We start from the raw sequence: 21,000 nt of genomic DNA, 5'->3' as shown, positions 1-21,000 counted from the left end.
GAGGCGGCATGGCTATGGGATTTACCCCGGTCGTGGAGATCTACGGCGCCAACGCGGCGTTGATCAACCCACGGCTGATGCAGTGGAAACACACCGACGCGGCGGGCATCGAATCCGACCGCCTGGAGCTGACCATCAATATCGAGGGCCTGGAGGGCCTGCCGAGCCTGGGCGCCAAGATCGGCTTGCGCGTGGGGTACCGCGAGTCGGGGCTGGTGGAAAAAGGCGAGTTTGTGATCACCCAGCGCACTCCCTACCTGTTTCCCATGCGCCTGGCGATCGTGGCCACGGCGGCGCCGTTCAGCGTGATGGACCCAAGCGGTTATCGTCAGCGCCGCTCCGCCAGCCATGGTCCCACGACCCTGGGCGCGTTGTTTCGCCAACTGGCCACGCGGCACGGGTTTTCACCCCGGGTGGCGCCGGCACTGGACGGGATTGTGATCGACCATATCGATCAGTCGAATGAGACTGACATGGGCTTCATCACCCGCCTGGCCAGGCGCTACAACGCAGTGACCAAACCGATCAACGAGCTGTATGTGCTGGCCGAAAGCGGTCAGGTCAAGTCGTTGTCGGGCCAGCAGTTGCCGGATGTGCGGCTGTCGGTGACCCATGACAACCGTCCTGGCGAGCAGGCGTTTATCAGCGCGCGGGTGGATGAAAATGCCCGGGCCAAATACCAGGGCTGCCGTGTCAATTGGTGGGATGCCGCGGCTTCTCGCCAGCGTGTGGTCGAGGTGGGGATCGCGCCGTTCAAGACCTTGCGCCAACGTTACCAGGGCGAAGCCGAAGCGCGCTCCGTGGCCGAGGGCGAGTTGCGCCGGGTGGGTCGCGAAGGGCTGACCATCGCCATCGATTGCCCTGGCAACCCGTTGCTGTCCGCCGAAGGGCTGTTGCTGCTGGATGAGACCTGGCCGGGGTATATGCAGGGGCGCTGGTCGATTGACAAGGTGACCCATGCAGGTGACACGGCGACGGGCTATCGCAGCTCGATCATGGCCCGTGGATTGGCCTCTTAGGCCGTGGAGATCAAGGATGATGACACTGACGCAATTGCAACAGATCCTGCCCAATGCCCGCGCCCAAGCGGGCGTTTTTATTTCGGCGCTGAACGCCGCCATGCTTCACCGCGACATCACTGCCCCCCAACGCATGGCAGCCTTTATCGCCCAGGTCGGCCATGAGTCCGGTGAGTTGCGCTACGTGCGTGAACTGGGTGGCGAGCGCTACCTGAGCAAGTACGACACTGGCACCTTGGCCGCACGTTTGGGTAATAGCCCCGAAGCCGACGGTGACGGCCAGAAGTACCGCGGCCGTGGGCTGATCCAGATTACCGGGCGAAGCAATTACCTGGCCTGTAGCCGGGCGCTGTTTGGCGATGAGCGCCTGCTGCACTTTCCTGAGTTGCTGGAGCAACCGCAATGGGCGGCCGAATCCGCCGCCTGGTTCTGGCACAGCCATGGCTTGAATGAACTGGCTGACCAGGACCAATTCACCACCATCACCCGCCGGATCAATGGCGGGCTCAATGGGTTGGAGCATCGCCAGCAACTGTGGGCGAAGGCGAGGGCGGTGCTATGCAACTGAGCGGGCGCATGCTGGTTATTGCTCTGCTGATGCTCATCCCGGCGGCGGCCAGTTGGCAGGTCCAGGCCTGGCGCCATGGCCTGGCCCTTGAACGCCAGGCCGCGCGGCATTCACAGGTGCTCAACCAGCAAAGCCAGGCGGCACTGGCTCAACACCAGGCCGAACAACACAAGCGCCAGGCTCTGGAGCAACAACTGCGCGCCAGCGACCAACAGCACACACGGGAGTTGAGCGATGCACAGCGTAATCAGGTTTATCTGCGTGATCGGTTGGCCACTGCTGATGTGCGCCTGTCAGTCCTTCTCGACGCCAGCGACCCCGCCAACGGCGCCGCTATGCGAGCCACCGCCGCCACCCGCGGCGTGGTTCATGGAGCCCCGCGAGGCCGACTTGACCCGGCGCATGCTCAACGAATTATCGGCATCACCGATGCCGGTGATAACGGACTGATCGCGCTGCGGGCCTGCCAGGCCTATGTGCAGGCTATCGCCCGGTAATCTGTTGACGCTGTCTGCAGCTTGCGTGGCCGATGGGCTCCTGTAGGGTAGGCAAACCCCCGCACTTTCCTGGAGACGACCGTGAAGGAAATAACCCAACTCGCCGCCGAACTTGGCCGGCGTTTGCAGGTGCTCAATGCCCACGTCACCACTGCCGAATCCTGTACCGGTGGCGGTATTGCCGAAGCCATCACGCGGATCCCCGGAAGTTCGGCCTGGTTCGAGGCCGGCTACGTGACCTACTCCAATCGGCAGAAGACCCGCCAGTTGAATGTGCCGCAAGGGTTGTTCCCCAAGGTCGGCGCGGTGAGCCGTGAAGTGGTCGAGGCCATGGCCCGTGGCGCCCAGGAAAAAAGCCTGGCGCGGTTTGCCGTGGCGGTCAGCGGTGTGGCGGGCCCCGATGGCGGCTCGCCGGACAAACCGGTAGGCACCGTCTGGCTGGCCTGGGGTGTGGGTGACGAGGTTACGGCCGAGTGCCAGCACTTCCCTGGCAACCGCGACGAGGTCCGCCGACAAACGGTAAAGGCCGCATTAGAGGGGCTGTTGCGACGAGCTGCAGCAGAAATAGAAAATCAGGGGTAGGCGATCCCCGATCTTTATGGAACAATACTGTCTACTTATACAGGTGTTGGCCGTCAGGCCTTATTGATTACGTGAGGACTTTAATGGACGACAACAAGAAGAAAGCCTTGGCTGCGGCCCTGGGTCAGATCGAACGTCAATTCGGCAAGGGTGCCGTAATGCGTATGGGCGATCACGACCGTCAGGCGATCCCGGCTATTTCCACTGGCTCTCTGGGTCTGGACATCGCGCTCGGCATTGGCGGCTTGCCAAAAGGCCGTATCGTTGAAATCTACGGTCCGGAGTCTTCTGGTAAAACCACCCTGACCCTGTCGGTGATTGCCCAGGCACAAAAAATGGGCGCCACCTGTGCGTTCGTCGATGCCGAGCACGCCCTGGATCCTGAATACGCTGGCAAGTTGGGCGTCAATGTCGACGACCTGCTGGTTTCGCAGCCGGACACCGGCGAGCAAGCGCTGGAAATCACCGACATGCTGGTGCGCTCCAACGCCATCGACGTGATCGTGGTCGACTCCGTGGCGGCCCTGGTGCCGAAGGCCGAGATCGAAGGCGAAATGGGCGACATGCACGTCGGCCTGCAAGCCCGCCTGATGTCCCAGGCCCTGCGTAAAATCACTGGTAACATCAAGAACGCCAACTGCCTGGTGATCTTCATCAACCAGATCCGGATGAAAATCGGCGTGATGTTCGGCAGCCCGGAAACCACTACCGGTGGTAACGCGCTGAAGTTCTACGCTTCGGTCCGCCTGGACATCCGTCGTACCGGCGCGGTGAAGGAAGGTGACGAGGTTGTCGGTAGCGAAACCCGCGTCAAGGTTGTGAAGAACAAGGTGGCTCCGCCATTCCGTCAGGCTGAGTTCCAGATTCTCTACGGCAAGGGTATTTACCTGAACGGCGAGATGATCGACCTGGGCGTGCTGCACGGTTTTGTCGAGAAGTCCGGTGCCTGGTATGCCTACAACGGCAGCAAGATCGGTCAGGGCAAGGCCAACTCGGCCAAGTTCCTGCAGGACAACCCCGATATTGCGGCGACCCTTGAGAAGCAGATCCGCGACAAGCTGCTGACCCCAGCGCCAGACGTCAAGGCCGCCGCCAACCGCGAACCTGTTGACGACATGGCAGAAGCCGACGCTGATATCTGAGCCCAACGATGACCGTTGTACTCGATACGCTGGTTGCGGTACGGCGTACGGCAATGGACCTGCTCGCACGTCGCGAGCATGGTCGTGTCGAGCTGACGCGTAAACTGCGTCAGCGTGGCGCCCCTCCCGAAATGATCGAAACAGCCCTCGACCGCTTGACGGAAGAGGGGCTGCTTTCGGAAGCCCGTTATCTCGAAAGTTTTGTTTCCTACCGGGCACGCTCGGGCTACGGGCCTGCGCGGATTCGCGAAGAGCTGAGCCAGCGAGGCTTGCAACGCGCCGATATCGATCTGGCGCTGCGTGAGTGTGGCATCAGTTGGCAAGCACAACTGGAAGACACCTGGCGCCGCAAGTTTGCCGGCCATCTGCCGATTGATGCCCGTGAGCGTGCCAAGCAAGGGCGTTTTTTGAGCTATCGCGGATTTTCGATGGAGATGATCAGCCGCTTGTTGAGCGGTCGTGATCTGGACGACTGAAGCGTGAGCCCTTTGTAGCAGCCGGCTTGCCGGCGATAGCGGCGGGCCAGGTATCAGTACAATGACAGATAGGCCGCTATCGCTGGCAAGCCAGTTCCTACAAAGATTTTGCGTTTATACAAAAAGGCCCGCTATGAAAATAGCGGGCCTTTTTTGCGTTTTACGACATCACGCTGGCTCCGGCGTCAGCCGTTGCTGTGTTTTACCCTGGGCCTGCGCCCAGTTTTCCGGCAAGTTGATGTAATCCACCAACTCCCGCAACCGCCCTTGGTTGCGGCCGGTGAAATTGAACACCAGACGCGTCAGGTGGCCGAAGCGCGCTTCATCGTGTTCTTCACCCCCATAGGCCAGTTGCTGGAAGTCATCACTCAACCGCAGGTCAGCGAATTCGGTCTGCATATGCGCCAATGCGCGCTCGCTGAGCGGGTGGTTCATGCGTACCACAAACTGGCGCTTGAGCCAGCGGGTGGAGTGGAAGTTGGCGTAGAACTGGTTGATTTCATTCACTGCCTCTTCCGCGCTGTGTACCAGGCGCGCCAGCTTTAGATCCGTAGGCAGGATGTAGCGGTTGGCCTCCAACTGGCTGCGAATAAAATCCAGGGCGCCTTTCCAGAATCCACCGCCTGGCTCGTCTAGCAGCACCACGGGAACCAGTGGGCTCTTGCCCGTCTGGATCAGCGTCAGTACTTCCAGCGCTTCATCCAGGGTGCCGAAGCCCCCCGGGCACAGCACCAAGCCGTCGGCTTCCTTGACGAAAAACAGTTTGCGGGTAAAGAAGAAATGGAACGACAGCAGGTTCTCCGTGCCATCAATGGTCGGGTTGGCATGCTGCTCAAAAGGCAGGGTGATATTGAACCCCAGGCTGTGGGCCAGGCCAGCGCCTTCGTGGGCCGCGGCCATGATGCCGCCACCACCACCGGTAATGACCATCAGGTCTGAGCGGGCCAGGGCTGCGCCCACTTCCCGGGCCAGGGCATAGAGCGGGCTTTCAACCGGGGTACGGGCCGAACCGAAGACAGTGACCTTGCGGCGGCCCTTGAACTGTTCGAGCACGCGAAATGCATGGTCCAGTTCATTAATGGCTTTCAAGGTGATCTTCGCGTTCCAACGGTCACGGTCGTCCTGGGCCATGCGTAGTACGGTGAGGATCATGTCGCGATAAAGCGGAATATTCGGGCTGCTGGGGGCAATCAGGTTGAGTTGCGCTTCGACCTGCTGCGTGAGGTCGGCCCCGTTCTCTGGAAAATGACGGGTCAGGAGGTCATTCGGTTGATCAGGCATTCAGCTTCTCCTTCGTTACAGAGCCCAGGCGTCTTATTGCAGGCTGCTGACGGCGACGAAACAGGCTCTGTATGTTCCTTGTGATTAAAAACCTTGGCACTGCAAGCCACTCGAGGGCAACCTTTTTTACCCTGGAAATGTTACCGGATCACTCGATCATGAGCCCCTAAAGTCTTGTCTGGCAATAACTTAATGGGATTGACGAAGGTTTTGCAGGAGGAGTTGTGGTGAGAGGATGGTCCTCCTCACCACATGCTTCTTGGGGGGGGGCTTACTTTTTCTTCTTGGCCGGGGCCGGGCAATCAGCTTCAACGAACTTGACCGACGCCACCGGGCGATTGGTCTTGTTCTCGGAGATTTCGTAGCGCATCACGGCGCCCTTGGCCATCAACTCGCGATAGCCTTTGTTCAGGCAAACGCTTTGCCCCAGCTGGAAATACACAGCTTTGGGGTTGGCGCGCATTTGTTCGGCCCGTTCTGGCAGCACGCTCAGGTGGTCAATCAGATGCATGCCTTCAACGGTGTAGGCCACTTCCAGGGTTTGTTCATCAATTTCCCTGGGCAGGTCTTTGTTGCTTTCTGCCGCGACGCTTTGCAGTTTCTTGTTCATTTGCAGCTCCACCAGGGAGGCTGCCTGGGCGCCCAAGGGCAATACCAGCGCCAGGGCGACGGTGGGGGCGGCAAGACGCAACATAAGACGCAGCATGAAACTCTCCTGATTCGGTTACTGGTCCATAGACCCGTCACTGCGCTGTGCGTTCAGTGGCGCGGGATTATAGGTGACCGGCAGCCGCGACGGCCAGGCGTATTGGCTGGGCGGCTCTGGTAAACTGCCAGCACTTTTGCCTGCCCCGAGTTTTGTCCGTGTTGATTTTCATCGCTTCACAACGGCACCCGCTATGAGCCACGCAGTGTTCCGTCTGCGTACCCAGCGCCTGGCCCGTGCCGTGAGCCCCTTTGTTGCCCGTGGCTCGCGTGCCGAACGTTGCCCCAGGTGCCGGGTCATCCCCGAATACTGCCTGTGCGCCTGGCGCCCCAAGGTCGCGGCCAAGTCGGCCATGTGCCTGTTGATGCACGACGTGGAGCCGATGAAACCCAGCAATACCGGTTGGCTGATCGCTGATGTCATCGATGACACCAGCGCCTTCCCCTGGGCGCGCACGGCCGTCGAACCTGAACTGCTGGCGCTGCTGGCCGACCCCCAATGGCAGCCCTACATTGTCTTTCCCGGCGAGTTTGTGGCGCCGCAGCGGGTGGTCAACCAGGTCAAGGTGGCGGATGGCAAGCGCCCGTTGTTTATCCTGCTGGACGGCACCTGGAGCGAAGCGCGCAAGATGTTCCGCAAGAGCCCGTATCTGGAACACCTACCGGTACTGAGCCTGGAGCCGGAGCAGCTATCGCGCTACAAATTGCGCCGTTCCAAGCGCGATGACCATTTCTGCACGGCCGAAGTGGCTGCCTTGTGCCTGGAACTGGCCCAGGACCAGCAGGCCAGTGAAGTGCTGGATGCCTACCTGGATGTGTTCAGTACCCATTACCTGGCGGCCAAGTTCCAGTTGACCTTGGACCCGACGGACAGCGTCCACACGCGTCTTGCCCCTTATCTGTAGGCATTGGGGCCAGATGACCTTTGCATGATGGCACTGCAACGCCTGAGCCGGCTAAAATGCCATCAAGCGTAACTGTTCGTGACAGCCGCTGGCTGGCACCTCGTACGTTGGTGAGCACCGAACCCATCGGTGCTCCCATAAAAAACAGGATCATTTAATAAATGGCCACATACGAAATCCTGATTGCCGATGACCACCCACTTTTTCGCAGCGCGCTGCACCAGGCGGTCACACTGGGCCTGGGCCCGGATGTACGCCTGGTGGAAGTGGGCAGCATCGCGGAACTGGAAGCCCGCCTGACTGACAAGACCGATTGGGATCTGGTGCTGCTGGACCTGAATATGCCCGGCGCCTACGGGTTTTCCGGCTTGGTGCTGTTACGCGGGCAATATCCGCAGATTCCGGTGGTGATGGTGTCGGCCCAGGAAGAGGCCGATATCGTAGTGCGTTCCCGGGAGTTCGGGGCCAGTGGTTTTATCCCCAAATCCAGTTCCATGGAGCAGATTCAAACAGCGGTGCGTACGGTGTTGGACGGTGACGTCTCGTGGCCGCCCCAGGCCTTCGAAGAAATCAACGTGTCCGCTGAAGCCAAGGCTGCCCAGGAAGGGCTAGCCAGCCTTACGCCCCAGCAGTTCCGTGTGTTGACCATGGTCTGCGAAGGCTTGCTGAACAAGCAGATCGCCTATGAATTGAGCGTGTCCGAAGCGACCATCAAGGCGCACGTTACCGCGATTTTCCGCAAGCTGGGTGTGCGCACCCGGACCCAGGCGGCGCTGCTGTTGCAACAACTTGAGTCAATTTCCCACTCGTAGGGTGGCTCGATTCACGCTTTTTTGACCAGGCGTGCTCTAGCTTCCTCCCATCTTTTTTGCTCAGTTGCCTACCTATGTCGCCTTTCAAGGGTCAAACCGGTATCAAACGTATCTTCAACGCAGGGGGTTACTCCCTTGATGGCCTGCGTGCGGCTTTCACCGGCGAGGCGGCCTTTCGCCAGTTGGTCTTGCTCAATGTCATCCTGATTCCGTTGAGCTTCTTCCTCACGGTCAGCCGCGTAGAGCGCGCACTGCTGATCGCCGTGTGCCTGCTGGCGTTGATTGTCGAGTTGCTCAACTCGGCCGTGGAAGCGGCAATCGACCGGATTTCCCTGGATCGCCACCCCCTGTCGAAAAACGCCAAGGACATGGGCAGCGCCGCGCAATTCGTGGCGCTGACCATGATCACCGTGGTGTGGGCCGTAATCCTGATCTAGGCGATATTCGGCAGTACGATCTCGTCGCTGCGCTGCACCCCAGCGGTGAAGGCGCGGCACAGTTCGAGGAACTCGCGCATGGCCGAGGTCTGGTACTTCTGTTTATGCCAGATAAAGTAGAACTGCCGGGCCAGGTCCAGGTCCGGCGTCTCCACTGGCACCAGGCTGCCACGGCGGAACGCATCCCGTAGCGCCAGGCGTGAAATGCAGCCAATCCCCAATCCGGACTCCACGGCCCGCTTGATCGCCTCGGTGTGCTCCAGCTCCAGGCGGATGTTCAGCGCGCTGCGATGATGGCGCATGGCTTGATCAAAGGTCAGGCGTGTCCCGGAGCCCTGTTCCCGCAGGATCCAGGCTTCATGGGTCAGTTGCTCCATGGTCGCCTGACCGCGCTGGGCCAGGGGATGCTGCGGCGCGCAGAACACCACCAGCTCATCCTCGACCCAGGTTTGCACCTCGATGTCTGGGTGGCTGCAGTCGCCTTCGATTAGACCCAGATCAATTTCGTAATGCGCAACCTGATGCACGATATGCGCAGTGTTCTGTACATGCAGCTTCACCTGGCTCTCGGGATGCTGCTGCATGAAACTGCCGATCAGCAGGGTGGCCAGGTAATTGCCGATGGTCAGGGTGGCGCCGACCGCCAGGGAACCGAAGCCAGACTTGCCGTTGAGCAGGTCTTCGATCTCCTTGGCCTGGTCCAGCAGCGCCACCGCCTGGGGTAGCAGTTGATGGCCCAGGGCGTTGAGGCTCAGGCGTTTACCGGCGCGGTCGAATAATTGACAGCTGGATTGGCGCTCCAGCTCGGTGATCGAGGTGCTGGCGGCGGATTGAGATAAGGCCAGAAGGCCAGCAGCGCGTGACACACTTTCCTGCTGGGCGACGGCGACGAAGACTTGCAGTTGACGGAGAGTAAATCGCATATCGATATAACCGATAACCCTTATCTTAATAATCCAGTTAACAGATATTGTCGCCGCCATTAGAATACTGTGCAATTGCGCACCTATCATTTTGGCGCAGACCCATTTCCAGGAGTTCCCCGTACATGAGCAACATGAACCACGAGCGTGTCCTCAGTGTTCATCACTGGAACGACACTCTGTTCAGCTTCAAGTGCACCCGCGACCCGGGCTTGCGCTTCGAGAACGGTCAGTTCGTGATGATCGGCCTGCAACAGCCTAACGGCCGCCCGCTCATGCGCGCTTACTCCATCGCCAGCCCGAACTGGGAAGAGCATCTGGAGTTCTTCAGCATCAAGGTTCCGGATGGCCCGCTGACTTCCCAATTGCAGCATTTGAAGGAAGGCGATGAGATCATCATCAGCAAAAAACCGACTGGCACCCTGGTGCTGGACGATTTGAAGCCGGGCAAGCACCTGTACCTGCTCAGCACCGGTACTGGCCTCGCCCCCTTCATGAGCGTGATCCAGGACCCGGAAACCTACGAGCGCTTTGAAAAAGTGATCCTGTGCCACGGTGTGCGTTACGTCAACGAAGTCGCCTATCGCGAATTCATCACCGAACACCTGCCGCAGAACGAATTCTTCGGCGAGGCGCTGCGTGAAAAGTTGATCTACTACCCAACCGTGACCCGCGAACCCTTCGAAAACGAAGGCCGCCTGACCGACCTGATGCGCAGCGGCAAACTGTTCAGCGATATCGGCCTGCCGCCGATCAACCCTGAAGACGACCGCGCCATGCTGTGCGGCAGCCCAAGCATGTTGGATGAGACCAGCGAAGTGCTGAACAGCTTCGGCCTGAAGGTTTCGCCACGGATGCGTGAGCCGGGTGACTACCTGATCGAACGCGCCTTCGTCGAGAAGTGACCCCGGCACATCTGTAGGAGCGAGCTTGCTCGCGAAAGTCGTCAACGTTAACGCGGTCGAGTTGACGCGCTGCCCTTGGGTTCTTCGCGAGCAAGCTCGCTCCTACAAGTGAAGGCGTTTGCAAAGAAAAGCCCGCATTGCCTGTGAAGGCAGTGCGGGCTTTTTCATTGCTGCGATTTACTGCGCGGCAACCACTTCAAGCACACAAATCATCCCCGCCTCGGGATAGTGCCAACGCACATCCACATCCCAGAACCGCACGCCGTATTCGCGCTCTGGCCCGGGCGTCTGATAGGCCGGGCGTGGATCCTGCGCCAGGCATTGTTCAATCAGTTCCACCAACGGCTCGCCAAGGCGCTGAGCGTGGGTGTGAGCCTGTTGCAGGGCGGTCTTCAGCCATTGCACGGGGATCAGCGCCGGTGCGGCACTGGCAATGCTGTTGGTAGCCGTGTCGATGATGTCGGCATACGGCACATACGGCTTGATATCCAATACCGGCGTGCCATCGAGCAGATCGATCCCGGAAACCCACAGCCGGCCCGGCTCCACCTTGTCCAGTTTCACCACCGACTGGCCGATCCCATTGGGGCGATGGGTTGCGCGGGTGGCAAATACACCCATGGATGTGTTGCCGCCCAGGCGCGGTGGGCGCACTTTCAAGCGCGGCTTGTCTTCCAGGGCCTGATGAAACAGGAACAGCAGCCACACATGGCTGACCTGCTCCAGGCCTTGCACCGCCTCACCCTGGTCGAACGGCGCCACCAATTCCAACACGCCCCGTGCGGCGGGCGCCAGCTGTGGCTGGCGCGGGATGGCGAACTTCTCCTTGAAGCAGGAGCGCACGAAGCCCACGGGCGAGACGTTGTAACTCATGGCTTACGCGCGAACCCGCAGGGTCAGGCCCTTGAGGAAGTTACGCAGCAACTGGTCGCCACACGGACGATAGTTGGTGTGGCCGAACTTGCGGAACAGCGCGCTCAGCTCTGGCTTGGACACCGGGAACTCGGCGGCCTTGAGGATGGCGTGCATGTCGTCTTCCTTGAGTTCGAAGGCCACGCGCAGCTTCTTGAGGATGATGTTGTTGGTCACCGGGGTTTCGATCGGCTGTGGTGGACGGCTTTCGTCCTTGCCGCGCTTGAAGATCACCAAGCCATCGAGAAAATGCGCCATGACTTCGTCGGGGCAGAATACGAAGCCTTCTTCCTCGTCTTTCTTGAGGTAGGTCAGCAGGTCGTCCTTGGACACTTCCATGCCGCCGATCTTGATGATCTCGACCATCTTGTTGTCGCTGATGTCGAGCATGTAGCGCACGCTGCGCAGTACGTCATTGTGAATCATGGTGGGCAATCCTGGTATTCGACTGTAGACACCGCCCGGGCGGGCGATGTCGATAGATAGGGTGGCTTAGAACTTTTCTTTGCCGGACATGTAGCGCCACTGGCCGACCGGCACCTTGCCGATGGACACGCCGCCAATGCGGATGCGGCGAATGGCCACAACCTTCAGGCCAATGGCCTCACAGAACAGGGCGATGATGCCGGGCTGCGGATTTTTCAGGGCAAAGCGCAGGCGGTTTTCGTTCTGCCAGCTGGCTTTGACCGCCGGCAATTCCTTGCCTTTGTACATCAGGCCGTGGGCGAGGCGGTTCAGGCCGTGCTCTGCCACGTCGCCTGCGACCTCGACCACATACTCCTGCTCGATCTTGGCGGCGTCGGCCGTCAGCTTGCGCAGGATCTTCCAGTCCTGGGTAAACACCAGCAGGCCGCTGGCCTTGGCTTGCAGATCGGCGCTGGCGGTCAGGCGCAGGAAGTGGCCTTTGAGCGGGCGCTTGCTGAAGCGGTGTTCTTCCGACAGCGTCTCGGCGCTCAGAGATTGCATCGCGCTGTCGACGTCCACGCCGGCCGGGGCATGAAACAGGATAGTCACCGGCTCCGGAGCCGTGGCCTTGGCCTCGGGATCAAGTTCGACTTTTTGTGTCGTGACCTTGAACTGCGGCTCGTCGATCACTTCGCCATCCACCGAGACCCAGCCGCCTTCGATGAACAGCTCGGCCTCCCGACGGGAGCAACCGACCAGTTCGATAAGGCGTTTGGAGAGGCGTATGGGGTCAGTCATGACAAGGGCCGTAACAAAAGGGGGCCGCTATTGTACCTGCCTGGCGCCGGTTAATCCCGGCCCCATTTCAGTGCTCGCGCTTTTTGTGGGAGCTGGCTTGTCTACGATGGCATCACCTCGGCCTACCTGATGCACCGAGTTGACCGTATCGCAGCGTAAGTATCTACACAACTTTCAGAAACTGACGAACTCCCCTGTGGCGAGCGGGCTTGCCCGCGCTGGGCTGCGAAGCAGCCCCAAAACCAGCCGCTGCGGTGTATCTGGTACAACGCATTCGGCTTATTGGGGCTGCTTCGCAGCCCAGCGCGGGCAAGCCCGCTCGCCACAACTGCGCTATCTGCCTGGATCTAGGCGTTGCGGCAAAGTTGTGTAGATACCTATGCGCATCGCAGGCAAGCCAGCTCCTACATTTGATTTGGGTTGTGTCAGCCGCTGCGTGTTTGCTGGGCCTGGCGCAAACGCATGTGCAGCAAGGGATAGGGCTGGCCCATGCCGTCATGCTCGGTGCGCCCGATTACTTCAAAACCTTGTTTGATATAGAAGCCCAGGGCCTGTGGGTTCTGTTCGTTGACGTCCAGTTCATCGGCATTCATCGACGCAACGGCATAGTGCAGCAATTGCCGCCCCAGGCCCTGGCCCCGGTACTGCGGGTCGATGAACAGCATCTCGACCTTGCCTGCGGCGACGCCGGCAAACCCGGTGATCCGTTGGCGCGCGTCCTTGGTACAGATCAGCATCACCGCATCGAGGTAACGCGTCAGCACCAGGTGTCGCAGGCGCTCGATGTAGCTTTGCGGCAGGAAGTCATGGATGGCCCGCACCGATGCCTCCCAGATCCGGGTCAGCTCCGGATAGTCGCTGGGTTTAGGCGTGTGAATAACCGAGTGCTGGCCCATGCCCGCTGCTCCTTGCTGCTTGTTGGCGGTGATGGGGCAAACGATAGACCTAAAAAAGCCCCGCATCTTGTCCAGAAGCAGGGCTTTTTCAATTTTTTACAGCTTAGTCGCGTTTTTGCGCCCAGAGGTCGTACTCGTCGGCGTCGGTGACTGTGCACCACACCTTGTCGCCTGGCTTGAGACCGCTGGCATCGTCGATGAATACGTTACCGTCGATTTCCGGAGCGTCGAAGAAGCAACGGCCTACCGCGCCTTGCTCGTCCACTTCGTCGATCAGTACTTCGATTTCCTTGCCGATACGCAGTTGCAGGCGTGCCGAGCTGATGGCCTGCTGATGGGCCATGAAACGCTCCCAACGGTCCTGCTTGACGTCATCCGGCACCACGGCCAGGTCCAGCAGGTTGGCTGGCGCACCTTCCACTGGCGAGTACTGGAAGCAGCCGACGCGATCGAGCTGGGCTTCGGTCAGCCAATCCAGCAGGTACTGGAAGTCTTCTTCGGTTTCGCCGGGGAAGCCGACGATAAAGGTCGAACGGATGATCAGCTCAGGGCAGATCTGGCGCCAGTTCTTGATCCGCGCCAGGGTCTTGTCTTCAAACGCCGGGCGTTTCATGGCCTTGAGCACTTTCGGGCTGGCGTGTTGGAACGGGATGTCCAGATACGGCAGGATCTTGCCGGCGGCCATCAGCGGGATCAGCTCGTCGACGTGTGGGTACGGGTACACGTAGTGCAGGCGTACCCACACACCCAGGCTGCTCAAGGCTTCGCAGAGTTCGGTCATGCGGGTTTTCACCGGCGCGCCATTCCAGAAGCCGGTGCGGTACTTCACGTCGACGCCGTAGGCGCTGGTGTCCTGGGAGATCACCAGCAGCTCTTTGACGCCAGACTTGACCAGGCGCTGGGCTTCGTCCAGCACATCACCCACCGGGCGGCTGACCAGCTTGCCGCGCATCGACGGGATGATGCAGAAGCTGCAGCTGTGGTTGCAGCCTTCGGAAATCTTCAGGTAAGCGTAATGACGTGGCGTCAGCTTGATGCCTTGCGGCGGCACCAGGTCGATCAACGGGTTGTGATCCTGGCGCGGCGGCACCACCTCATGCACGGCGTTGACCACCTGCTCGTACTGCTGCGGGCCGGTCACGGCCAGCACGCTTGGGTGCACGTTGCGGATGTTGCCTTCTTCCACACCCATGCAGCCGGTGACGATCACCTTGCCGTTTTCCTTGATGGCTTCGCCGATCACTTCCAGAGACTCTGCCTTGGCCGAGTCAATGAAGCCACAGGTGTTGACTACCACCACATCGGCGTCCTGGTAGGTGGACACGACGTCGTAGCCTTCCATGCGCAGTTGGGTGAGGATGCGCTCGGAGTCGACGAGCGCCTTCGGGCAACCCAGGGAAACAAAGCCAACCTTGGGGTTGGCTTTTGCGATGGTGGTGGACATGTCTAACCTCGGTATTGAATGACGCCGCCAGTCGGGCACGACAGGGCAGCGGACGGGCACTTGATGTGCCTCTGATCAAAAAGTGCGCAATTCTAGCGGCGGGAAACGCGCTTGACCAGCTTTATGCAGGGAAATACGACGAGTGCTGCGCTATGCTTCGCGCCGTTGCACTTGTGTAAAGCCGATGGTCAACAAATCATCTGTTACTAGAAGTAAAACAGCGCATGCTGTGGACAGCTTAGGCTTAGCTGTACAGCTGTGCTGTTTATAAAAGACCTCAGGTCAAAAGGGCAGGAGTGGTTGATGGGTCAGGCAAATAGTCAGGCGGCGGATGCCGGGCATTCCAGCGCAAAGCCAATTGGCATGTTGGTGGCAGCTGTCGGGGTGGTCTACGGCGATATCGGTACCAGCCCGCTCTACACCCTTAAAGAGGTGTTTTCTGGCAACTATGGGGTTCAGGTCAATCATGATGGGGTGCTGGGGATCCTGGCCCTGATCTTCTGGTCGCTGATCTGGGTGGTGTCGATCAAGTACATGTTGTTCGTACTGCGCGCCGACAACCAGGGTGAGGGCGGCATCATGGCCCTTACCGCACTGGCCCGACGGGCGGCCGGCAATCACCCGCGGTTGCGCAGTTTCCTGGTGGTGTGCGGCCTGTGCGGCGCGGCGCTGTTCTATGGCGACAGCATGATCACCCCGGCGATTTCGGTATTGTCGGCCATCGAGGGCCTGGAACTGGCGTTCGATGGCCTGGAGCACTGGGTCGTGCCCGTGGCGCTGGTGGTGCTGGTGGGGTTGTTCCTGATCCAGAAACATGGGACAGACCGCATCGGCAAGCTGTTCGGGCCGGTGATGGTCACCTGGTTCCTGGTGCTGGGCGGCCTGGGCATCTATGGCATTGTCCAGCACCCCGAAGTGCTCAACGCGATGAACCCGATGTGGGGCGTGCGTTTCTTCATGGTGCATCCGGGTATCGGTGTGGCGATCCTTGGCGCGGTGGTGCTGGCCTTGACCGGTGCCGAGGCGCTGTATGCCGACATGGGTCACTTCGGCCGCAAACCCATTGCCCGCGCCTGGTTCATCCTGGTGCTGCCGGCGCTGGTGCTCAACTATTTTGGCCAGGGCGCGATGTTGCTGGGCGACCCCGAAGCCGCGCGCAACCCGTTCTACCTGCTGGCGCCAAGCTGGGCATTGCTGCCGCTGGTGGGGTTGTCCACCCTGGCGACGGTGATTGCTTCCCAGGCGGTGATTTCCGGTGCGTTCTCGTTGACGCGCCAGGCGATCCAGTTGGGTTACATCCCGCGCATGCATATCCAGCACACCTCCAGCGCCGAACAGGGCCAGATCTATATTGGCGCGGTGAACTGGTCGCTGATGGTCGGTGTAATCCTGCTGGTGCTGGGCTTCGAGTCCTCGGGCGCCCTGGCCTCGGCTTACGGGGTGGCCGTGACCGGGACCATGCTGATGACCACCATCCTGGTATCCGCCGTGATGCTGCTGCTGTGGAAGTGGCCGCCGGTATTGGCAGTGCCTGTTTTGCTGGGCTTTTTGCTGGTGGATGGCCTGTTCTTCGCGGCCAACGTGCCGAAAGTCGTCCAGGGCGGCGCGTTCCCGGTGCTGGCGGGGATCGTGCTGTTTGTGTTGATGACCACCTGGAAGCGCGGTAAGCAATTGCTGGTGGAGCGCCTGGACGAGGGCGGGCTGCCGCTGCCGATCTTTATCAGCAGCATCCGCGTGCAACCGCCCCATCGCGTACAGGGCACGGCGGTGTTCCTCACCGCCCGCCCGGACGCGGTGCCCCACGCCTTGTTGCACAACCTGCTGCACAACCAGGTGCTGCACGAGCAAGTGGTGCTGTTGACGGTGGTCTATGAAGATATCCCGCGCGTCCCGGCCCAGCGCCGCTTCGAGGTGGACTCCTACGGTGACGGCTTCTTCCGGGTGATCCTGCACTTCGGCTTTACCGATGAGCCGGACGTGCCCGAAGCCCTGAAGCTGTGCCACTTGGATGACCTGGACTTCAGCCCCATGCGCACCACGTACTTCCTCAGCCGCGAGACGGTCATCGCCTCCAAGCTTGAGGGCATGGCGCGCTGGCGGGAAGGGTTGTTCGCCTTCATGCTGAAGAACGCCAACGGCAACCTGCGCTTCTTCAAGCTGCCGGTGAACCGGGTGATTGAGCTGGGCACCCAGGTAGAAATGTAACCCAACAAAAAGCCCCCGTTGCCGTGCGGCAGCGGGGGCTTTTTAGTGCCTGAGGAAACTGGCTCCTACAGGATTACTCGGCCTTGGCCTGGCGCTTCTCGATGATATCCACCAGGCGTTTGGCCAGTGCCGGGTAGTTCTCGTCGAAGTGATGGCCGCCCGGTAGCTTCATGGCTTCACCCACGGCGGTCTTGTCGGTGCAGCCACTCTCGTCGACTTCTTCTTCGCCGTAGATGCACACCACCTTGGCCGCTGGCAGCTTGGCCATTTCCGGGCCGGTGGCTGCCTCTTTGCCGGCATTGCCCAGCCAGCCTTCCACTTCGATCTCAAAGCTACCGGTGCGGGCGAAAGCCAGCAGGATAATAGCGTCTACCCGTTGCTGCTCGGCTTCCGGCAGGCGGTTGTAGATGGCTGGCAGCACATCGGCGCCGAACGAATAGCCGGTCAGCACAAAACGCTTGGTGCCCCATTTTTGCCGGTAGTGTTGCATCAGCTCGGTCAGGTCCTTGGCGCTCTGCTCCGGGCTTTTGTGCTGCCAGTAGTAGCGCAGGGTGTCGATGCCGACCACCGGATAACCGATCTTCGCCATCTCGCCGGCCACGTCGCGGTCCAGGTCGCGCCAGCCGCCGTCGCCGGAAAGGAACAGGGTCACGGTGTCCTTGGCCTGGCCAGCCGGCACTTCAACCACCGGGATCGCCAGGCCGCCATTGTCCGAACCCACCAGTTGCTTGCGCAGCTCGTTGTTCAATACCTGCGGGTAGTTGATGTCGTAGTCGCTGATGCTGGTGGTGGCACGCGGCGTGTCGCGTACGAAGCTGGCGCTTTCGTCGTCAGGGTTATCGTTCCAGGCCACCAGCCAGTTGCCGTGGGCGGCAGTCTTGGGCAGCGGGTCCTTGCAACCTTCCTGGACCAGGGCGAAGCCTACGGAGATGGCGTTGGCCTTGTCGTCGTTCTGCGTTGCCAGCCAGCGCCAGGCCAGCGCGGCGCCAGGGCCGATGCCGCTGACCAGGGTGGCCGGGCCCTTGAGCTGGCCGAGGGCCGCTTGCAGGGCTTGTTCTTGCAGCTTGCAGTCGTCCTTGGGCAGGATCACTTGCACGATCTGCGCGCTGCCGCCCTGGCTCAGGGCAATCAGCTGGCTGTCGGTCAGGCTGGCGTCGGCCATCACGGCTACCGCTACACGGGCCTTGGCGCTGGTGCCAGGGGTCACACGGGTCATGGTCGAGCCGTCGGCCTGGGGCAGTTGTTCCAGGGTCGGTTGAGGGGCGGGGCGATTCCAGTACCAGTAGCCGCCACCGAGGATCAGGGCCAGCACCACCAGGCTTGCCAATACATACCGCCAGGAGCGTCGAATCATCAGCGTTTCACCAATCCAGTCAAGCCGCCCGCGATCAGGGCGGCGGTATCGGCCAGTGCCACCAGCGGATCAAGTCCTGCGGGCACGGCCATGTAACGAGGTTCCCAGTCAGGCTGGAACTTGTCTTTGAAGCGGAGCAAACCTTGGAAGTTATACAGTTGCTCGCCACGGCGGAACACCATCGAGCCCAGGCGCTGGGTCAGCGGTGCGCCACGGCGCGGCTGCAGGCCTGACAACGGCACCATGCCGAGGCTGAAGCGTGCATAGTTGTGGCTCTTATAGTGCAGGATCAAGCCGATCATCATGAACTCCATGGTCAGCTTTGGCGCTTCGGGATGCGCGCGCATCAGGTCGAGGCTGGCCAGATCATGGCTGTAGGTCTCCAGCAGGTTGGCGAACGCCACCGGCTTGCCTTCGAAGCGAATCACCGCAATGCGAAAGTGCTTGAGGTATTCGTCGCTGAAACGGCCCAGAGAGAAGCCTTTTTCGCGCACGTTCTTACCGGTCAACCAGGCATCGGAGATGACTTTCAGTGCGTCCATCGGCGCCTGGCCCGCCTCGAAGATTTCCAGGGACAGGCCGTCCCGGGTCCCGCGGTTCCAGGTGTAGCGCAAATCCTTCATCTCCTTGCCCTTGGCTTCCAGGTCAAAGCGCTTGAGATCGACCCGGGCCTCTTCGCCCAGCTTGATCGCAGTCAGGCCAATGTCCATATAGAAGGGCAGGTTCTCCGCGCGCACCTGGTAGAACACCGGGCGGGCGTGGTGAATGTCGCAGAGGTCGCGGAACTGCCAGATCATCTCGGCCCGGGGCTGGGTCGGGCCGATCGGGTCGTACAGCGCCACCAGGCTGCGGCCGCGCCGGGCGTACATCAGGAACGCTTCGTCGTTGGGGTGAAATAGCAGGGCCTTGTCGCCGGTCAGTGCCAGGCCGCCGTCGGGTTGCGACGACGCCATCAGGATCTTGGTGGCGCGCTCCAGCTCATCGGCGGTTGGCAGGTGGATCACAGGGCGGGCGGTGCGCAACAGCCAGGTCAGGGACACAATCACCAGCAAGATGGCGGCGCCCAGCAGCGAGCGCAGGCCGCGCGGGGCGTTGGCGTCGAGGGTGAACTGCCACCACAGTTGATGGCTATAAGGCACATCCTGGTAAGCAAACAGCAGCAGCCAGATCGAAGCGCCCAGCACGCAGACGCTGGCCACCAGGTACAGCGGCGAAAAGGGCAGCTCGGTCAGGCGACTGGCACGGTAGAACGAGCGCCGGAAGATCGCCAGCAGCACTGCGGTGGTGGTCATCAGGCTGGCTTCTTCCCAGTCGAAGCCTTTGAGCAGCGAGAGCAGGGCGCCCACCAGCAACAGCACCATGGTCAGCATCCAGGCTGCCGACAGGCGTCGACGCAGGCCTTGGGCCAGCAGCAGGCACAGCACGCCGATCAGGCTGGCACCAAAGTGCGAGGCGTCAATCAGGCGGTGGGGAATCAGGAAGCCGATGTTTTCCAGGCGTGAGTCGATTTCCGGGGTGGCGCCGGAGAACAGCAGCACCACCCCGGACAAAAAAACCAGCACGGCCAGTACCGGGGCTGCGAGGCCTGAGGCGACCCGCAGGCTCTGCTGGGTCTGGAACAGCCGTTGGGCCTCGTTGATCAGCAGGAAGATGCACGCGATCAGTAACGGCAGCACAACGTAGATCATGCGATACAACAGCAGGGCGGCGGCCAGCGGCGCGGCGCCGAGCTTGTCGGCAAACGCGGCCAGCAAAATCGCTTCGAACACGCCGACGCCGCCCGGTACATGGCTGAGGACACCCGCCGCCAGCGCCAGCAGGTACACCAGCAGGAATGGGCCGAACGGCGGGGCTTCTGGCAGCAACAGATAGAGAACGGTCGCGGCGGCAGCGACATCCAGGGCAGTGATGATCAATTGCAGGAAGGTCAGGCGGCGCCCAGGCAGGCGCAAGGTGCGGCGGCCGGCCTTGACCAGCAGGTTGTCGGGGTAGGGTTGTTCTGGCAGACGACGGCGATAGATCCCGATACACAGCACGGCAGAGAGCAGCAGTACCGCGCCTGCGATTGCGCCGAGCAGTGCTGCAGGCAAATGCAAGGCACTGGACGCGGCGGGCAGGTTGCTCAAGGTCGCCAGTGCGGCGAGCGGTGGCAGGGCGCAGCCCAGGGCCAGGCTGGCAAATACGGTCATATGGGCCACTTCCGAAGCCCCAATGCCATGCCGTGCATATAAACGGTAGCGCACTGAGCCGCCAGACAGCATCGACAGGCCAATCGCATTGCCGATGGCGAAAGCAGTAAAGCCGCCGTAGGCCAGGGTCCTGGCGGGAAGTTTTACTCCGGCATAGCGCGCCCCGGAAAATTCGTAGCCCAATAGAATGATGAACCCCGCGATCGCAGCGGCGAAGGCGCCCAACAGGGACGGCTTCGGTACTTCCAGGATCGAATCGTGGAGGGCGTACAGATCCAGCTCTAGCAACAAGTGGCGGCAGGCGATCAAAGCGATTGCAAATAGCAGCAACGTGACCGCCAACCCAATGGGTTGCCGATACTTGCTCAACAGATCCAGCCAGCGCAGGCGGGTGGGCGCGATCGGTTGTGTAGCTGTGATGTTGTCTTGTGGTTCAGACGAATTGGCGCGCATCAATCACCTCTTGGATTGTGCGCGACAGGATGGGGGTATCCAGCCAAGTTACCAATCCCTATGGACAAAATAATTACAAATAGTAACGCGGA

General features: G+C 60.8%; 21 protein-coding genes. 11 read left to right on the top strand and 10 right to left on the bottom strand.

Annotated features, from left to right (window positions below):
* The first annotated feature begins 8 nt into the window (after positions 1–8).
* From C5F71_RS06320 to recX, 6 genes are all read left to right on the top strand, one after another.
* The gene (locus C5F71_RS06320) at positions 9–1,019 is read left to right on the top strand and encodes a contractile injection system protein, VgrG/Pvc8 family (protein ID WP_104910819.1); all 1,011 of its coding nucleotides are present in this window, start codon (positions 9–11) and stop codon (positions 1,017–1,019) included.
* Between the two features lie 19 nt (positions 1,020–1,038).
* Positions 1,039–1,587: a glycoside hydrolase family 19 protein gene (locus tag C5F71_RS06315; RefSeq protein WP_029295304.1), complete on the top strand. Its 549-nt coding sequence runs from the start codon at positions 1,039–1,041 to the stop codon at positions 1,585–1,587.
* An 8-nt stretch (positions 1,588–1,595) separates the two neighbouring features.
* Positions 1,596–2,084: a lysis system i-spanin subunit Rz gene (locus C5F71_RS06310; RefSeq protein WP_256588117.1), complete on the top strand. Its 489-nt coding sequence runs from the start codon at positions 1,596–1,598 to the stop codon at positions 2,082–2,084.
* Positions 2,085–2,165: 81 nt separating this feature from the next.
* Positions 2,166–2,666 carry a CinA family protein gene (locus C5F71_RS06305; RefSeq protein WP_029295310.1) on the top strand — a complete coding sequence of 167 codons (501 nt, stop codon included), beginning with the start codon at positions 2,166–2,168 and terminating at the stop codon, positions 2,664–2,666.
* A gap of 83 nt (positions 2,667–2,749) precedes the next feature.
* Positions 2,750–3,808, top strand: a complete 1,059-nt coding sequence (gene recA, locus C5F71_RS06300; RefSeq protein WP_029295312.1) for a recombinase RecA — start codon at positions 2,750–2,752, stop codon at positions 3,806–3,808.
* Between the two features lie 8 nt (positions 3,809–3,816).
* A complete protein-coding gene (recX, locus tag C5F71_RS06295) occupies positions 3,817–4,284 on the top strand; it encodes a recombination regulator RecX (RefSeq protein ID WP_092237924.1) in 468 nt (155 codons plus the stop codon).
* A 168-nt stretch (positions 4,285–4,452) separates the two neighbouring features.
* Here recX and C5F71_RS06290 read toward each other — a convergent pair whose 3' ends face one another.
* Entirely contained in the window at positions 4,453–5,565 is a 1,113-nt protein-coding gene (locus C5F71_RS06290) for a TIGR00730 family Rossman fold protein (RefSeq protein WP_104910817.1), read from the bottom strand.
* Positions 5,566–5,836: 271 nt separating this feature from the next.
* Positions 5,837–6,271: a PA3611 family quorum-sensing-regulated virulence factor gene (locus tag C5F71_RS06285; RefSeq protein WP_092237918.1), complete on the bottom strand. Its 435-nt coding sequence runs from the start codon at positions 6,269–6,271 to the stop codon at positions 5,837–5,839.
* 193 nt (positions 6,272–6,464) lie between these two features.
* Here C5F71_RS06285 and C5F71_RS06280 point away from each other — a divergent pair, with 193 nt between their 5' ends.
* The 3 genes from C5F71_RS06280 to C5F71_RS06270 all read left to right on the top strand — a co-directional run bounded on the left by C5F71_RS06280 (position 6,465) and on the right by C5F71_RS06270 (position 8,424).
* A complete protein-coding gene (locus C5F71_RS06280) occupies positions 6,465–7,175 on the top strand; it encodes a tRNA-uridine aminocarboxypropyltransferase (RefSeq protein ID WP_104910816.1) in 711 nt (236 codons plus the stop codon).
* 161 nt (positions 7,176–7,336) lie between these two features.
* Positions 7,337–7,987: a response regulator transcription factor ErdR gene (gene erdR, locus C5F71_RS06275; RefSeq protein WP_029295324.1), complete on the top strand. Its 651-nt coding sequence runs from the start codon at positions 7,337–7,339 to the stop codon at positions 7,985–7,987.
* A 74-nt stretch (positions 7,988–8,061) separates the two neighbouring features.
* Entirely contained in the window at positions 8,062–8,424 is a 363-nt protein-coding gene (locus tag C5F71_RS06270) for a diacylglycerol kinase (protein ID WP_029295326.1), read from the top strand.
* Here C5F71_RS06270 and C5F71_RS06265 read toward each other — a convergent pair.
* Positions 8,421–9,347, bottom strand: a complete 927-nt coding sequence (locus tag C5F71_RS06265) for a LysR family transcriptional regulator (RefSeq protein WP_029295328.1) — start codon at positions 9,345–9,347, stop codon at positions 8,421–8,423. The two genes, C5F71_RS06270 and C5F71_RS06265, sit on opposite strands and share 4 nt — an antisense overlap.
* 125 nt (positions 9,348–9,472) lie before the next feature.
* Here C5F71_RS06265 and fpr point away from each other — a divergent pair, with 125 nt between their 5' ends.
* A complete protein-coding gene (gene fpr, locus C5F71_RS06260; RefSeq protein ID WP_003172178.1) occupies positions 9,473–10,252 on the top strand; it encodes a ferredoxin-NADP reductase in 780 nt (259 codons plus the stop codon).
* A 177-nt stretch (positions 10,253–10,429) separates the two neighbouring features.
* Here the strand turns inward: fpr and tsaA are convergent, their stop codons facing one another.
* The 5 genes from tsaA to rimO all read right to left on the bottom strand — a co-directional run bounded on the left by tsaA (position 10,430) and on the right by rimO (position 14,707).
* Positions 10,430–11,125 carry a tRNA (N6-threonylcarbamoyladenosine(37)-N6)-methyltransferase TrmO gene (gene tsaA, locus C5F71_RS06255; protein WP_092237912.1) on the bottom strand — a complete coding sequence of 232 codons (696 nt, stop codon included), beginning with the start codon at positions 11,123–11,125 and terminating at the stop codon, positions 10,430–10,432.
* Between the two features lie 3 nt (positions 11,126–11,128).
* Positions 11,129–11,590: a DUF1456 family protein gene (locus tag C5F71_RS06250; protein ID WP_057439364.1), complete on the bottom strand. Its 462-nt coding sequence runs from the start codon at positions 11,588–11,590 to the stop codon at positions 11,129–11,131.
* Between the two features lie 66 nt (positions 11,591–11,656).
* On the bottom strand, positions 11,657–12,367 hold the full coding sequence (locus C5F71_RS06245) for an rRNA pseudouridine synthase (RefSeq protein WP_029295333.1): 711 nt from the start codon (positions 12,365–12,367) through the stop codon (positions 11,657–11,659).
* A 425-nt stretch (positions 12,368–12,792) separates the two neighbouring features.
* Complete coding sequence (locus tag C5F71_RS06240; protein ID WP_104910815.1) at positions 12,793–13,263, bottom strand: GNAT family N-acetyltransferase; 471 nt, start codon at positions 13,261–13,263, stop codon at positions 12,793–12,795.
* Between the two features lie 103 nt (positions 13,264–13,366).
* Entirely contained in the window at positions 13,367–14,707 is a 1,341-nt protein-coding gene (gene rimO / locus C5F71_RS06235) for a 30S ribosomal protein S12 methylthiotransferase RimO (RefSeq protein WP_029295337.1), read from the bottom strand.
* A gap of 303 nt (positions 14,708–15,010) precedes the next feature.
* Between rimO and C5F71_RS06230 the strand changes: the two genes are divergently transcribed.
* Complete coding sequence (locus tag C5F71_RS06230; protein WP_092237909.1) at positions 15,011–16,912, top strand: potassium transporter Kup; 1,902 nt, start codon at positions 15,011–15,013, stop codon at positions 16,910–16,912.
* 73 nt (positions 16,913–16,985) lie between these two features.
* On the opposite strand, the gene C5F71_RS06225 is transcribed toward C5F71_RS06230, so the two are convergent.
* Together C5F71_RS06225 and mprF are read right to left on the bottom strand one after the other, a co-directional pair.
* Positions 16,986–18,266: a virulence factor family protein gene (locus tag C5F71_RS06225; RefSeq protein ID WP_029295343.1), complete on the bottom strand. Its 1,281-nt coding sequence runs from the start codon at positions 18,264–18,266 to the stop codon at positions 16,986–16,988.
* The gene (gene mprF / locus C5F71_RS06220) at positions 18,266–20,908 is read right to left on the bottom strand and encodes a bifunctional lysylphosphatidylglycerol flippase/synthetase MprF (protein WP_104910814.1); all 2,643 of its coding nucleotides are present in this window, start codon (positions 20,906–20,908) and stop codon (positions 18,266–18,268) included. The genes C5F71_RS06225 and mprF overlap by 1 nt, the downstream gene beginning before the upstream one ends.
* Positions 20,909–21,000 lie beyond the last annotated feature (92 nt).

Source organism: Pseudomonas sp. LG1D9 (genome assembly GCF_002949995.1).
Lineage (GTDB): Bacteria > Pseudomonadota > Gammaproteobacteria > Pseudomonadales > Pseudomonadaceae > Aquipseudomonas > Aquipseudomonas proteolytica.
This window is presented reverse-complemented; position numbering and strand designations above follow the sequence as displayed.

Bases quoted from the DNA above. Each gene is read 5' to 3' on its own strand.
- C5F71_RS06320 (WP_104910819.1), top strand. From the start codon at position 9: ATGGCTATGGGATTTACCCCGGTCGTGGAGATCTACGGCGCCAACGCG.
- C5F71_RS06315 (WP_029295304.1), top strand. From the start codon at position 1,039: ATGACACTGACGCAATTGCAACAGATCCTGCCCAATGCCCGCGCCCAA.
- C5F71_RS06310 (WP_256588117.1), top strand. From the start codon at position 1,596: ATGCTGGTTATTGCTCTGCTGATGCTCATCCCGGCGGCGGCCAGTTGG.
- recA (WP_029295312.1), top strand. From the start codon at position 2,750: ATGGACGACAACAAGAAGAAAGCCTTGGCTGCGGCCCTGGGTCAGATC.
- recX (WP_092237924.1), top strand. From the start codon at position 3,817: ATGACCGTTGTACTCGATACGCTGGTTGCGGTACGGCGTACGGCAATG.
- C5F71_RS06290 (WP_104910817.1), bottom strand. From the start codon at position 5,565: ATGCCTGATCAACCGAATGACCTCCTGACCCGTCATTTTCCAGAGAAC.
- C5F71_RS06285 (WP_092237918.1), bottom strand. From the start codon at position 6,271: ATGCTGCGTCTTATGTTGCGTCTTGCCGCCCCCACCGTCGCCCTGGCG.
- C5F71_RS06280 (WP_104910816.1), top strand. From the start codon at position 6,465: ATGAGCCACGCAGTGTTCCGTCTGCGTACCCAGCGCCTGGCCCGTGCC.
- erdR (WP_029295324.1), top strand. From the start codon at position 7,337: ATGGCCACATACGAAATCCTGATTGCCGATGACCACCCACTTTTTCGC.
- C5F71_RS06270 (WP_029295326.1), top strand. From the start codon at position 8,062: ATGTCGCCTTTCAAGGGTCAAACCGGTATCAAACGTATCTTCAACGCA.
- C5F71_RS06265 (WP_029295328.1), bottom strand. From the start codon at position 9,347: ATGCGATTTACTCTCCGTCAACTGCAAGTCTTCGTCGCCGTCGCCCAG.
- fpr (WP_003172178.1), top strand. From the start codon at position 9,473: ATGAGCAACATGAACCACGAGCGTGTCCTCAGTGTTCATCACTGGAAC.
- tsaA (WP_092237912.1), bottom strand. From the start codon at position 11,125: ATGAGTTACAACGTCTCGCCCGTGGGCTTCGTGCGCTCCTGCTTCAAG.
- C5F71_RS06250 (WP_057439364.1), bottom strand. From the start codon at position 11,590: ATGATTCACAATGACGTACTGCGCAGCGTGCGCTACATGCTCGACATC.
- C5F71_RS06245 (WP_029295333.1), bottom strand. From the start codon at position 12,367: ATGACTGACCCCATACGCCTCTCCAAACGCCTTATCGAACTGGTCGGT.
- C5F71_RS06240 (WP_104910815.1), bottom strand. From the start codon at position 13,263: ATGGGCCAGCACTCGGTTATTCACACGCCTAAACCCAGCGACTATCCG.
- rimO (WP_029295337.1), bottom strand. From the start codon at position 14,707: ATGTCCACCACCATCGCAAAAGCCAACCCCAAGGTTGGCTTTGTTTCC.
- C5F71_RS06230 (WP_092237909.1), top strand. From the start codon at position 15,011: ATGGGTCAGGCAAATAGTCAGGCGGCGGATGCCGGGCATTCCAGCGCA.
- C5F71_RS06225 (WP_029295343.1), bottom strand. From the start codon at position 18,266: ATGATTCGACGCTCCTGGCGGTATGTATTGGCAAGCCTGGTGGTGCTG.
- mprF (WP_104910814.1), bottom strand. From the start codon at position 20,908: ATGCGCGCCAATTCGTCTGAACCACAAGACAACATCACAGCTACACAA.